The 13081-nt window shown below is 33.5% G+C and carries 10 protein-coding genes; 4 read left to right on the top strand and 6 right to left on the bottom strand.

Annotation, left to right across the window (positions count from 1 at the left end):
- Window positions 1–595: 595 nt before the first annotated feature.
- The 3 genes from ACRQQK_RS14205 to ACRQQK_RS14215 form a co-directional block, all read right to left on the bottom strand.
- Window positions 596–1861: an HD-GYP domain-containing protein gene (locus ACRQQK_RS14205; protein ID WP_457512476.1), complete on the bottom strand. Its 1266-nt coding sequence runs from the start codon at window positions 1859–1861 to the stop codon at window positions 596–598.
- Window positions 1862–2118: 257 nt separating this feature from the next.
- On the bottom strand, window positions 2119–4524 hold the full coding sequence (locus ACRQQK_RS14210) for an EAL domain-containing protein (RefSeq protein WP_457512478.1): 2406 nt from the start codon (window positions 4522–4524) through the stop codon (window positions 2119–2121).
- A gap of 154 nt (window positions 4525–4678) precedes the next feature.
- Window positions 4679–5647 carry an isopenicillin N synthase family dioxygenase gene (locus tag ACRQQK_RS14215; protein WP_457512480.1) on the bottom strand — a complete coding sequence of 323 codons (969 nt, stop codon included), beginning with the start codon at window positions 5645–5647 and terminating at the stop codon, window positions 4679–4681.
- Between the two features lie 431 nt (window positions 5648–6078).
- On the opposite strand from ACRQQK_RS14215, the gene ACRQQK_RS14220 reads away from it, so the two are divergent.
- The 3 genes from ACRQQK_RS14220 (at window position 6079) to ACRQQK_RS14230 (ending at window position 8598) form a co-directional block, all read left to right on the top strand.
- A complete protein-coding gene (locus tag ACRQQK_RS14220) occupies window positions 6079–7407 on the top strand; it encodes a tyrosine-type recombinase/integrase (RefSeq protein ID WP_457512482.1) in 1329 nt (442 codons plus the stop codon).
- A 510-nt stretch (window positions 7408–7917) separates the two neighbouring features.
- A complete protein-coding gene (locus ACRQQK_RS14225) occupies window positions 7918–8433 on the top strand; it encodes a hypothetical protein (RefSeq protein ID WP_457512484.1) in 516 nt (171 codons plus the stop codon).
- A 15-nt stretch (window positions 8434–8448) separates the two neighbouring features.
- Window positions 8449–8598, top strand: a complete 150-nt coding sequence (locus ACRQQK_RS14230) for a hypothetical protein (RefSeq protein WP_457512486.1) — start codon at window positions 8449–8451, stop codon at window positions 8596–8598.
- A 52-nt stretch (window positions 8599–8650) separates the two neighbouring features.
- On the opposite strand, the gene ACRQQK_RS14235 is transcribed toward ACRQQK_RS14230, so the two are convergent.
- Window positions 8651–10156: a coiled-coil domain-containing protein gene (locus ACRQQK_RS14235; RefSeq protein WP_457512488.1), complete on the bottom strand. Its 1506-nt coding sequence runs from the start codon at window positions 10154–10156 to the stop codon at window positions 8651–8653.
- A 262-nt stretch (window positions 10157–10418) separates the two neighbouring features.
- Here ACRQQK_RS14235 and ACRQQK_RS14240 point away from each other — a divergent pair, with 262 nt between their 5' ends.
- Window positions 10419–10796, top strand: a complete 378-nt coding sequence (locus ACRQQK_RS14240; RefSeq protein WP_457512490.1) for a hypothetical protein — start codon at window positions 10419–10421, stop codon at window positions 10794–10796.
- A 3-nt stretch (window positions 10797–10799) separates the two neighbouring features.
- Here ACRQQK_RS14240 and ACRQQK_RS14245 read toward each other — a convergent pair whose 3' ends face one another.
- Both ACRQQK_RS14245 and ACRQQK_RS14250 read right to left on the bottom strand, forming a co-directional pair.
- The gene (locus ACRQQK_RS14245) at window positions 10800–11549 is read right to left on the bottom strand and encodes an ion transporter (protein ID WP_457512492.1); all 750 of its coding nucleotides are present in this window, start codon (window positions 11547–11549) and stop codon (window positions 10800–10802) included.
- A 40-nt stretch (window positions 11550–11589) separates the two neighbouring features.
- Window positions 11590–12681, bottom strand: a complete 1092-nt coding sequence (locus ACRQQK_RS14250) for a type I restriction endonuclease (RefSeq protein WP_457512494.1) — start codon at window positions 12679–12681, stop codon at window positions 11590–11592.
- Window positions 12682–13081 lie beyond the last annotated feature (400 nt).

Raw genomic sequence — 13081 nt, forward strand, 5'->3', positions numbered from 1 at the left:
CGTTCAATCTGAGCCATGATCAAACTCTTCAATTTAAGATTTTGTCGGCTCAACGAATACTGACTTCAAAACTGCTCTTACTTAAAAGTAAGAAGTAATTTTAAAGCTATTACCATTCCAACAGAATGGTAATGAATTGACTGTGCCAAGACCCCTAATGTTTCCAAAAGAAGACTTGATTGGTCACTCAGTTCATTGAAACCTAAGTTGCTTTGTTACAAGAACAAAGACTTAACTTTGATTTTCATCAACGAGTGCCCACACAGATTGATAGGTTTAAATTGTTAAAGAGCTTTGCTCCTAAGAAGGTTTCTTCTCGAAGCGGAGGTGCATTCTAGCGAGTTAACTGTCAGTGTCAAACACTTTTTCAATTTTCTTTTTTAGAAGTCTTATCCTCTACCAACACCTGCTGAAGCCTTGCGGCATCTGCCGTGTCAGTGAGGCGGCATTATAGGGAGATGAATAAACTTAGCAAGCGAAAAAAGTGAATTTATTTAAAAAAAACGTTCGTTTGTTTAAATAAACAACGAACGTCATTTTATGTACTCTTCACCATCAAGAAAAGAACAGGTTACTCACAAAATCCTGTGGATAACTATTCTTCGCTATCAAAGAAGTAAGAGATCCTTGAGCGTGGATTTAAGTACTCTCTCACTTTATCGGGAAGTTTATGAGGCAGAATAGCATTAACGATTTTTATATCCTTATCTGCTAAGTCAATAATAGGTGCTTGAGTTCTAGGTACCGACGGATCGTAAATAAGGACATTAGGATATAAAAGGCTGTTCGCATTCACCGAAATTACCAAACCAACCATTTCATTAGACAACTGCACAACTGTCCCTGGCGGGAACACGCCCATAAACTTAACTAAAATGTTCAAGTTCTCATTGTTATAAATGTGCTTACAGTTCTTATATAAATAAGAAAGAGCGACGTAAGGGATTTTTTGCTCACTTGGTACATTAGGGTGACACAAGTTATCAAAGGCATTAGCAACAGCAATAACTTGAGCGAGTTCGTCAATATCATCCCCTTTCAAACCTAGAGGGTACCCAGAACCATCACGCAGCTCGTGATGCTGTTCAATTACTCTTCTTGCACTATCAGGAAACTCTTTAATGTTCTGAGAGATTTCCAATCCGTATTTGGTGTGCATTTTTAGGTAGTTTTTTTCAGGTTCGGTTAAAGGCGTTTGTTTACGAACGATAGCTGTAGGAATTCGGATTTTACCGATATCGTGAAAGAGAGAAGCGAAAGCGATCTCTTTTATTGTCTCAGCCGGATATCCTTTTGCTCGACCTATCATCATCGCGATGACTGATACGTTTAACGAATGAAAGTAAATATCTTCGAACTCACTTTTACCATTCATTAGATGCAGAGTAACGCTATCATCACTAAGCAGCTTATCAACAATATCATCGACCAATTGAGCGGCCTCATCGACTGCGTCCATCGGTCGACTGCGAATCTTGTTCATTACCGCACGCATGCGAGCAAGTGAGCGTTCGAATTCTTTTTCGCAACTGATCACCCGACGACGATAGGCGCTGAGTTTTTCAATTCTATTTTGTTTTTCTTGCCACAATTTATCAGCTTCACTGTTGATATCGCTTTCTACTTTATTTTCTTGCTCATCAACAGGAGTAGTATTAGTTGCTGGCGGAAGTGGTTGGGCATCACTTTGGCTAGGATTTAGAAACACATGTTGTATTCCCAAGTGTTTAATCAAGCGAATTTGTTCTTGGTCTTTAATCTTAAAACTATTGAATAAGAATGGATGCTCGTTCCACTTTACTGGCAAGCGTATATGTAACCCTGGTTGTAATCTATCAACAGTAATTTTTATACTCGCCACAATTTACTAAAACCTCTGATAACTTCAGGTACTCTTACTTAGAAGTTGGTATTTGAACAACGTCTATAAAGGTACAACTTTTAACACTATTTATTAGCGACAATTATAGACACTATCCTCAGCGAGAGAAAATAGTTACAAGATAGTGCTATCAGCCTTTGTGACTACTTTTGCCTAAATTTGCGAGCTCTTTATGCAATATTGAGCGATCGAAAACTCAATTAAATGCACTATTGCATTGCAAAAATGAACATTCATTAGGTACTACGCTTTAAATTTGAAGAAGCAAAATGCTGAATAACACAACTTGGAGTAACAATACCTTTGAAGATTTTACCTTCAGTAAGAACCCATGGAAATGCCCGCTCCTCTTCAATCAAAGAACTCACATTACTGATATCCATTTTTGCGTCCAATTTAGTGAATGAGAGCTGCATGATTTGACTGACTGGTCGATGCCACATTAAGTTTTCCTGAGTGGTTTCAATATCAGTCCCCATACGAGGTGTAAGGTGTAGGTTCAAACAAGCCCGGTCGATAACACCAACACACTCACGATGGTTAATAACCGGAAGGACTTCAATTTCTGATGACAAAAAATACTGCTGTGCTGCAGCTACGCTATCACTTGGGTCGAGGTGTGGTATCTGTGCATGACACATGTTTTGTAAGGTGCTGATATTTTTCCCAACAACACCTCCATCCTTAAGTAATGACGGCTTTAACGATTCAATCGTCTTAATGACCGTCGGAATAGAATCTACGCTTTCTGGACAAGAAAAACATCCACCACTCATATAATCAATGCCCAAATAAGCCAGTAATTTTGCATCATTAATGGCTGCAACTGTGTCTATTGCTACAGACACATTCAGCGAATGACATTCATCCACCAAGGTTTTAATGACTTTATGAATCATTTGTGAGTGAGCCAGTGACTCTAGATAGTTAGGATTGATTTTGAACAATTTATAACGTTCGGTTGGTAGGCTAATAGAGATAGCGTTACCTATCTCTACATTATCCATCACAAATTTGATCCCTAACTGCTGCCACATATTTATATCTTGAGTAGCTATAGAACGAAGTGAATCAGGATCAACCTGCAAGTAAAACTGATGAGGGTCAACTTTATAATCCCGCATCTGGCGAACCAAACAGTACAATACATCGACAAAATTTTTAGCTTCGTGCTGGCACAGAATGTTTAAAGTTACCGTTATTGGTGACGAATGATAAGACTGAAGCAACGCCTGTTCTTTAAATACCTTTTCCTGAACGATGACATCTAACTCTGCCGACAAATTTAGGTCCTGAATAATACTTTCTAATTCCACACGAGTTGAAGATAGAGCCGGAGGTAAAGGAAGTTCAAATATAGCTTCGTATCCGGAGATGTTCCATGATTGAGTATCTAGTATAGGTTGATATTTTAGTTCTACTTGCTTTGTTTCAATAAGATCAGAGATCAATTCTTCCAGTAGCTTCCTTTTCTTTATTTGACGATGTAAATCACTATCAAAAAAACGGATATGCTGTCCGCGATCCTCTGAATGCTGTTCTAGTATCGCCTGAACAGAATGAGTAACAGCCATTTTTGCATTGCTGGCGTCTACACCAAGAACAGAAATACCAACCCTACCTTTTGCAACAGATTGATAAATTTCTGAATGTGAAGATTTCAATTCCTGAAAGAAATATTTTATCTGTCTATGAAGGTAGCGATATGGCTTTTCGTTCACAGGCGCAGAGCACTCAATACAAGCCAAATAGAAATTGTCTTTTATTTTACCAAACATCCGACACTCTTTGAGTCGAGCCATAACATCATTAAGCGTATTTTCGAAGTTGGAGATGCGGCTTTCAATACTCAGCGTCATTACTACATAGATAGTATTAGCAATTTGTCGCTGATAAATAACATCCAATTGATCACCAAAAGCTTTTTTCGTCAGTATACTGCTTTCAATTGAATGCTTAATGCTAGGCAACAAAGAGAATATCGTAAAAGAAATATCAGGATGCTGTAAAAAGGCGAGCGGAATAGATGCAGCTCTGCACTGCCTAAGCTCCCCTGACGAATGCTTAATTAAGAAATTTCTGCTAGCTGAAGGTTTAGGTGTTTTTAGTGAGCTAGGATCTTCTTCAAACAGCAGAATACTATTCAAACTCACAAGATCGGCCAAACCAAACCCAGATAATTGCTCGAACTTTTTATTACAGGCTAAGATCTTGTTTTCACTATTGGTAATCAATACCCCGCAATTATCCTGCCTCAACATAAAATCAAACCAATGCATGGTCTGCCGATCTTGCTTCACTTCAAAAATTAGTTGCGTTTCTCCCTGAACAACATACTGAGAGAGTTTTTCAGCAGAAAACGAGACATAAAAACCATGATGCCTATCTTCCCAAAGAGCAACAACACACGTACGTTTGTGTTGGTCTTGACACACAGATTCAAGCAGTTGTTCAATATCGTGTCGATAAGAAGGACTCATCAAAGCAAGCCAATCAACAAAGCTGTTTATAGAATGATTGGGGAATAAAAAAGGATGAGTTGCCTCTCTGTCGTAACTAAACTCCTGAGTAGCAATATTTAAAGTCCAATTGAAAGACACCACTTTTCTTTGCTCTGCCGCTGAACCAAGACTTTCTTGCATACATTCACCATAAGTTGCAAAAACTTCAGCCAAAATAGCCACTCACAAATTGAGTGGCTTTATTTAATATAGTTGACCAGCGCTTTAGATTGATTGAGCAAATTCAATTTCGTGACATTAAACTCTGCTTCAAAAGAATAAAGAGGCTTACAAATCAAATCTCGACAACACCGTCTTCGACTTGTCGACGATACGAATAGGTATCTTCAAAGCGGGATAATATCCAGTCCCCTGCATTAATAAGTGGATATCCACCTTGTCCTTGTTTTTCAGCCAAACATGAATCTAAAGTTGCAATAGGGGTGTCATAGTTAGGCTCAACAAAAAAAGGCATAGAAAATCGTGTCTTACCTGAAGTAGGACTAGCCACCCTATGTTTTGTCGAACGGTATATATCATTCGTCCAACGCTGCATTAAATCACCGATATTAACAACGAAAGATCCCTCAACTGGAAGTGCATCAACCCACTTTTCTTGCTTATTCAATACTTGTAAACCACCACTCTGATCTTGATACAGCAACGTAATACATCCGTAATCAGTATGAGCTCCCGCTCCATTCGTCTCCTCAGCTTGACTTGGGTAATGAAGCATTCTTAACACAGATATTGGCAAACTGAAGCTTTGAGAAAAGAAGTTTTCCTTTTCACCTAATGCTAATGCCATCGCTTTCAAGATTTTTAACCCTACATCAAGAGTGAGGGAATAATGCTGTCCCACAGCCTGAGCAAAACCCTCAATATTAGGATATTGGTTTGGACCATATAATTTGGCACAACGGCCTACTTGAGAATGATACGGAGAAAGATCCAAAGCCATATCAAATGATTCTTTGCAATCCAGCTCTCCTAACGGATCAAGTTTTTCTGCACTCAGCCTTCCCCAACCTCGATGGTTACAACTCTTTTCGATAGAAATTTTTTGTTTCTCTTCCTCGGGCAAACTAAACAATAAATTGGCCATCGATTGAATATGGTCGAACTGCTGTTGAGGGATGCCGTGACCAATAACATAGAAAAAGCCAAGTTCACGACAGGCACTGTCTATTTGTTGAATAACAGGCTGCCAATCTTTTCTATTTTCAGAGTTCAGCGGGGAAATATCGATAATCGGTAGTGTCATACTTTCTCCTTGTAGACAACTTTCTTATTTGAGCGACTTTTTATTTTGTAGGCTAAATAAGCAAAAAGCTGACCAAGTAGGCAAGTAATATCAATCGAGAACCAATAATGCTTGGAGTAAGTCTTGAAAATTAAGAAGAGGGAATACTGCACCAAATTAATGCATGCGAATAAAGGGATGCACCAACCTAGCCTGTCGAGAGCAAATAAGTTGGGATGTAACTTTCTCTGAGCCAGATACAACAAAGCCCCGACTTTCGTCGAGGCTTTATCGTTTAAATATGGTACCGGTAGGCGGACTTGAACCGCCACGCCCGAAGGCAACGGATTTTGAAGCCAAAGAGCCTATAAAAACTATTTACTAATTCAATTAGTTATATAATATCACCATAATATTTATACAAGTTTTTATACAACTTTGGAGTTTTTGCTATGTATCAAAGTCTAACAAAAGGGTTAGCGATTTACCGCCAAGAGCATACTAAATCAATCTATGTCCGTTTAAGAATCGATGGTAAAGAACTAAAACGTAGCCTTAAGACAAATGATATAGAAGAAGCAAAAAGCAAAGCTTGGGCTTTGAAATTTGAGCTTGAAGGAATGCAAAAAGCAGGTCTAACGATTGAAGTAAACAAAGTGATGACCGTAAGATCTGCTTGTTTTTCTGTAATATCTGAACTTGAACATAAAAAGCTATTCAAGCCTATCTATAAAGATTATATCTATATATACAAAACCTACATAATTCCATTCTTTAATAAAAAATCATTTGAAGAATTAACAACTAAAAACATCCGACTATATTTTGACAACCTCGGTGAATTATCAGCAACTCGAAAAAATTTAAATAAAACTTGCTTCAAAAAATTATTTTTATTTTTAGAAGAAGAAGAGCTTTTAAAGAAAAAGAATTTCCCATCATTACCAGATAATATTGAAACAAAACAAACTGCTATTGGCATAGATATTCCAAAGCATGATCTAGAAACGATAAGAAAATTTATCAACTCTGATAAATTCATTAATCAAGAAAAAATTAATTTTAAAACAAAAGAATATCGTCAGATTTTTCCTTATGTATTTGAATTTTTACTTGAAACTGGGATAAGAACAGGTCAAGAACTAAACAACATTAGGGTAAAGGATTTATTTAGTTTTGAAGACCATATATTTGTTAAAATTAGCAAAGGTAAAACAGCTTATAAAAACCGTGATGTATTATTAAGTAATAATGCTGTTAGTTCAATAATTGAAGCATTGAAGATCACAACAAAAAAAGAAATAACACAAGATAATTTATTTACTCTAAAAGATAGATTTATATTTGAAACATCATTTAATAAAATATGTGATTTTTGCAAATTATTCGATCAAATAATAAAAAGACTTATCGAAGAAAATAAGATTAATTCGAAATATACGTTATATTCTTTGAGGCATACATACATAACCCTACAATTACTGAGCGGGACAGATATGTATTTAATTTCAAAACAAGTTGGTAATTCATTAGAAATGATTCAAAAACATTATGATCATTCGATGATAAAAGACAGTAAAAACATTATGAAACTACTTGGATACACAGAGTCAGATCTATTAAGTAAAGAATATGCAGATATTGAAGATACTAGAAGAGCTGCATTAACAGATGAAGAACGTGCATTAGAAGACTTAAATAACATGTTAATGTTTGAAGATGAATATTCAAAGGAAGAACTTGCAGAGGCTTTCAAAAAAGCAGGTAGAGAATATAAATAATAACAAATCTCAAATTCCCATTTCAGCTAAGCCCATAGGGCTATTGGGGGGGGGGCCAGGGGGGAGACTTGCCCCCCCATAATACCTACCCAAATTTTCAAATCGATCCGCATCCTCGATTTTTCGACAAATCGAACAAGAAAATGTCTACTCGCTACGCTCAAACACTCGTAAAATATTTTACTCGTAATTACTTATAATAAGACTATATATAAAGGAATAATAAAAAATGGCTTAAAATAAGGTTTTATTTTATACCTATGTAAAGCCTAGACTTACCCTTAATGTAAAGAGGGTATAACAAAAAAGTCTATTTTTTTGCTTAGCTACGACAAAAATCACTGTAAACCCCTGCCAATATTATTTATAAAAATTTGTTATTCATAGACAATTTTTATATTGATGTTAATTAGACATTAAAGTAAATATTAGTTTACGTGTTGACAAATAATTTATTTATGTTTTATTAATTAATATACAACGGAACAATTTAATAAAAAGGAATAAATTATGATTGATGAATTAAATATAAAATCAAAAACAAAATACACAACAACAAGGGAGGATGGTCAAGAATGCTTAGTCGATTTAGAAGTTAATGAAGAAACAAGTGAATATACAGCATCTCAAAGATCTGCCTTATTTTATGCATTTAACAGAGAAAATTACAAAAATAAAGTTTTATTAGCAAGAGAAGAGCCTTTAGCAAATTCAATATTAGAATTTTTAATATCAGAGATGGATAGCACCAATGCTATTTGTATATCAATGTCAACTCTTGAAAAACTATTCAAATTATCACGACAAACAATTTCAAAACACATAAAAACTCTTGAAAAAAGAAATTTTATTGAAATATTCAAAAATGGAAATATGAATGTTTACGCTATAAATGCTTTTTTTGTGTGGACACAAGGCGATAAAAACCTTTGGAAAGCGAAATTTAAAGCAACAATGTATTTAGACTTTGATGAACAATCATCACAGATAAAAAGAAAATATTCAAAAGAAATAACAGCAAAATAATAATAGGAGAAGAAAATGAACGAAGATAATTATGACTATGAAGATGTTGGAAACTGCAAAATCTGCAATGAAGATACTAATCACGGTGAAGATATATGCAGAAACTGCCAAGAGCAAGAAGCCATCGATAATTGCGATGATCCTAATGACTGGGGATGTTATTAATTATTTGTTATACTATCAGACTATAATACATTATTATAAAAATGAACTATAATTAGTTCATTTTATTTCTGTTGTTTTTAATGATATTTTTCTTTTCTTCACTTGGTTGTAAATCAACAGCATCATTTTTTAACCGCTCCCCTAAATCACGATCAATTTCGTTAATTTGTTTTTGCCTTTGAAAATAATTAAATAGGCTTGGTTTTAAATCATTAACTGCATATTCATAAGCACTTGTTAAGGCATCTTTTACAGCTTCTTTTAATTCTTCAAACTTATTATTCAGATCATTAATTTTATCATTCAATTTCTGCAAAATATTTTTCTTATCTATTATTTCATTATCTATTTTTTCTACCTCCTCCTTTTTAGATTTTATGACCATATTTTGAGTTGCTATTTTCGTTTTATTTTTATCTACATTTTTATTTGTTTCCACTAATTTTTCATCAGCTACCTCATTTAGCTCTCTCAATTTATTAGCTCTAGTCCATTCTCTTTTTTGTGATGGTCTAAATCTATCTTTGAATTTTTCAAAATCATTTAACTTCTCTGACGCTGTTCTTTTTTCAAGATTTACTTCATATTTTCTTTCATTTAAAAAAACATTCATCTTTTCGAAAATATAATCTTGATAAACTTCACCGAACTTTTTAACTTCTGAAAATGTTAAATCATTATAATGGTTCTTATTTTTAAACGGAAAAGCTTTACTTTCTTTTTTATATACTCTTTTCAAGTTTAAAAAAACTTGTTGTTGAATGTCCATTTCGCCAGTTTTATTATTTTTTCCAGAATATTCAATATGTGCGTGGGGGTTATCGGGGTTCTCATCTAAATGAATAACTAAATAATTAACTGAAAAATCAGGATATAATATTTTACTAATGCCATTAACAAAATTAGCCAGATCTCTAGGTTTAACACTCAGTCCTGTGTCATCAGGAAATTTATAAACTAACTCCTTGCTAAATACTGTATATTCTGTATTTCTACTTTTAACACCTAATAATTGATTGTAATCTGATAGTTCTTTTATTCGTTTTAATTTTTGATTAAAACGCTTTATTTTTGAAGAACAATTTTTTAAATTAGAAATTTCTGTTTCCGGATCGATTTCATCAGTGCCTAGCCTATCCATTAAATCTTGCCAGAACTCACTTTCTGAACCATCAGAGCCATCCTTATAACGTTTTAATGCAGATTTTGCTTTTGCCCTTTTATCAGATAATTCTGCTTTGTTTGAGTCGCTAAAAGCACTTTCCAGATTAGCCAAGTATTCCTTTTTCTCTTTATCCAGTTTAGATGTAATTTGATTATAAAAGTTTTCTCCTATCTCTGGATCAGATGTTTTTAATTTCCCATTTTCATCAGGAATATATAAAACATTATTTTTTGTCAAATCGAAATCACAGATATCACTCATTTCTAATTTATCTGTATATAAGTTTTCAAGAACCGCTTTAGCTCTTAAGTTATGAGCACGAGATCTATTTGCTTTACCTCTACGATGCCCGTGATGATTGAAATTTGAGTGGTATAACCTTTGTTTTGTCATTTGCCTTTTCTCCTATGTTTTTATGCCCTCTTTTTATTTGATTAAACTTTTTAAAGTTTACCAACCTAAAATTAAAGTTTATCCGAGCGAAGCAATGGAAAACTTAGATTTTAGAATAGTTGGTAGTCTATTCCTTATATATCCTAAGTGTAAAATCTAACTTATACATAATAATATTAATTACATAAATTTAAACAAAGTCAACATTATTCATTGATAAATAATTACTTAATGATATTTTGTATTTAATAAGGTGTATAATATGGACAATAACAAAAATGCTATAAAAAAATTTCTAGAGTCAAAAAACAAAACTAATTTATCCAACAATCTAAATGATCAAATAATTTTGAAAGTTAATATATGTGATAATGAAAAAGAAAAATTAAAAGGACTGTTAATAATAAAGAAAAATCTAGAAAATAGAAAAGAAGAACCAAATCAAAGGTTAAAAGACAAAATAGAAAACCACCAATTAAAAATTGGTGATTTAGAAACTGAAATAAATAATATTAAATCACTATTTCTTCAATCAATAGAGAACACTAATATTGAATTATCTAAACTTAGAAAAGTAGATCCCAAAAAAGCTAATGAGATCGAATTTTCTATAGCATTAAAAAAGCCTAATAAGAAATAGGATTTAATTTTTATTTTTTAAAATTGATTTAATTTCTATCAACTCTTTTTTTAAGTATTCAATTTCACCGATTAAACTATCATTGTTATCACTTGCCATTTCATCGACAAAAATAGCATTAGCTAATGATAGAGAAATAAACCCACCTAAAACTAAAACTGTTATAACAAAAGCATTAACTAAATAGTATAAATAAGGAATATTTAGTTCTTTTGCAGCTTCTGGAACAGCCCCCCAGTTTTCAACCGTGAATATTCCAAAAATAGTATTCATAGAACGCAAGGGATCAGCAAAGTATTCAGGTAATACATTGGAAAATAAAGTAAATCCAAGTAATGAAAAGAAAACCAATTGGATAGCTAATAAAATTAAAACTGCCTTGGATGCACTAATAGCACGAATAAGACCTTGAACAATATGATCCGTATTTGGTAATAGTCTTATAATCTTTACAAGTGAAATTATTCTAAATATTCTTAAATAAATAATACTGCCAAAGGCAGCCGACGGAGACAAAAGAGAAACAATACTAAGAACAACAATTAAAAAATCAAATTTATTTCCAAAATGTGATATATATTTACTCCAAGAATGAATTTTAACTTTAAAAATACACTCAAATACAAAATAAACAATCAAACACCAATTAAGTAAGTGCACTGTAATAGAATTGGTATAACTGCCAAAAAAAGCCAACATTACCGCTGCAACAATAGCTATGGCATTATATCTAGGTAATAAAAAATATTTCATAATAAAAAAGGAGAGTTAACACTCTCCTTAACAATCCTAATTATTCAAATCTAGCTGCATTCTCTAATAAAATATCAGAGAGCTTGTAAATATCATCTAGCGTTTCAATTGGATGACGAGTTTCTTTTCTATCCTCACCAACTATACCTACATATTTTTGCTTGGCATTGAAATGTAAACGACAAAGAGGTTTTCGATTATTATCATCAAGCAAAATACCAAAATAACTTTGAGTATCTCTCGCAATTATTCTTGACACATCGAACTTAGCTCTCAAAATAGCTTTAACAATATTATAACCATCACTCTCTTCTTGTGTTGTTATAACTTTTGGTTTGTCGTCATCAATATTATCTAATGCTTCATCAGCTTGTAGATCTTCGGCTTGTTGCTGAGATTTAATAGCAATATCTTCATTCGTTCCAATAGCCGATTTTAAACGATTATTAATACTATCATTTAAAAACTGTTTCAATGCCTTACTTGTAATATCTAGGAATTGAGCTTTAACTTTTACAGTCTGAACGCCTTCATAAACTTTTGAAGTGAAAAATTTCACAAAATCCTCTTCTGGATTTTGGAATTGTTCGTGCAGAACTTTTTTAATCTGATTGAGATATTTCAATTCACCAGCGGCATCAACTACGGAATCTACATCAAATGATGTTTTAGTTAGTTTTTTAACCTCTGGAACTATATGCTCATCAATATCTAACATATTCAGAATCAAAAATGGCTTTTCATCCATTTTGTTTGGAGCATCTAGATCGGTATAGAATTCGTAAATATTACCATTAGTCAAAATAGCAATACGTGCGTTGGTTACAGAAAAATAACGGAATAATTGGCTTGCGTGCTTTGTTGATAGTTTTTCACCAAACTTCTTACACTCAATTAGGATCTGAACTTCACCATCTTTAAGAAGTGCATAATCAACTTTTTCACCCTTTTTAGTTCCCGTGTCAGCATTAAATTCAGGAACAACTTCGGTAGGGTCAAACACATCATAACCTAAAACTGAGTGTAAAAATGGCATTATTAATGCGTTTTTAGTTGCCTCTTCCGTTTCTAGAGTCGAACCTACCTGAGCGATTTTTTTTGATAAGCCCTGCAATCTTTCAATGAAATCCATAGCCTTTCCTAATTTTTACTAATGATAGTTGTTAATACATAATATCAAAAGAATATTAGCAGTCTATCAACTAGCTATAAAACCAAGACTATTCTTACGAAAATAGTGAGGTATTTCATTAAAAAATAAAGATCTGAGAAATAAAAAAAGCCGCTCCATAAGGAGCAGCTTCTCTAAAGAGTGGTAGCGGTAGCCAGACTTGAACTGGCACAGCCGAAGCCAACGGATTTTGACATTTACATGGACTATATCATCATCCTTATTACTAAGGAGCTGGACGCTGTTTCACAAAGCCATTAACACTTTGCTAATTCCTGTTATTAAGCCTATTCGCATAAGCTCAGGTAGTCTCTGAACCTTCTCACTCTGTGAGCTTGGCTGCTGATTGTCTCGTCTAAGA

This window comes from Vibrio sp. C8 (genome assembly GCF_054051265.1).

What these genes read in the sequence shown, in the direction of transcription:
- ACRQQK_RS14210 (WP_457512478.1), bottom strand. Translation starts at nt 4,524, where the DNA reads ATGCAAGAAAGTCTTGGTTCAGCGGCAGAGCAAAGAAAAGTGGTGTCT.
- ACRQQK_RS14215 (WP_457512480.1), bottom strand. Translation starts at nt 5,647, where the DNA reads ATGACACTACCGATTATCGATATTTCCCCGCTGAACTCTGAAAATAGA.
- ACRQQK_RS14220 (WP_457512482.1), top strand. Translation starts at nt 6,079, where the DNA reads ATGTATCAAAGTCTAACAAAAGGGTTAGCGATTTACCGCCAAGAGCAT.
- ACRQQK_RS14225 (WP_457512484.1), top strand. Translation starts at nt 7,918, where the DNA reads ATGATTGATGAATTAAATATAAAATCAAAAACAAAATACACAACAACA.
- ACRQQK_RS14230 (WP_457512486.1), top strand. Translation starts at nt 8,449, where the DNA reads ATGAACGAAGATAATTATGACTATGAAGATGTTGGAAACTGCAAAATC.
- ACRQQK_RS14235 (WP_457512488.1), bottom strand. Translation starts at nt 10,156, where the DNA reads ATGACAAAACAAAGGTTATACCACTCAAATTTCAATCATCACGGGCAT.
- ACRQQK_RS14240 (WP_457512490.1), top strand. Translation starts at nt 10,419, where the DNA reads ATGGACAATAACAAAAATGCTATAAAAAAATTTCTAGAGTCAAAAAAC.
- ACRQQK_RS14245 (WP_457512492.1), bottom strand. Translation starts at nt 11,549, where the DNA reads ATGAAATATTTTTTATTACCTAGATATAATGCCATAGCTATTGTTGCA.
- ACRQQK_RS14250 (WP_457512494.1), bottom strand. Translation starts at nt 12,681, where the DNA reads ATGGATTTCATTGAAAGATTGCAGGGCTTATCAAAAAAAATCGCTCAG.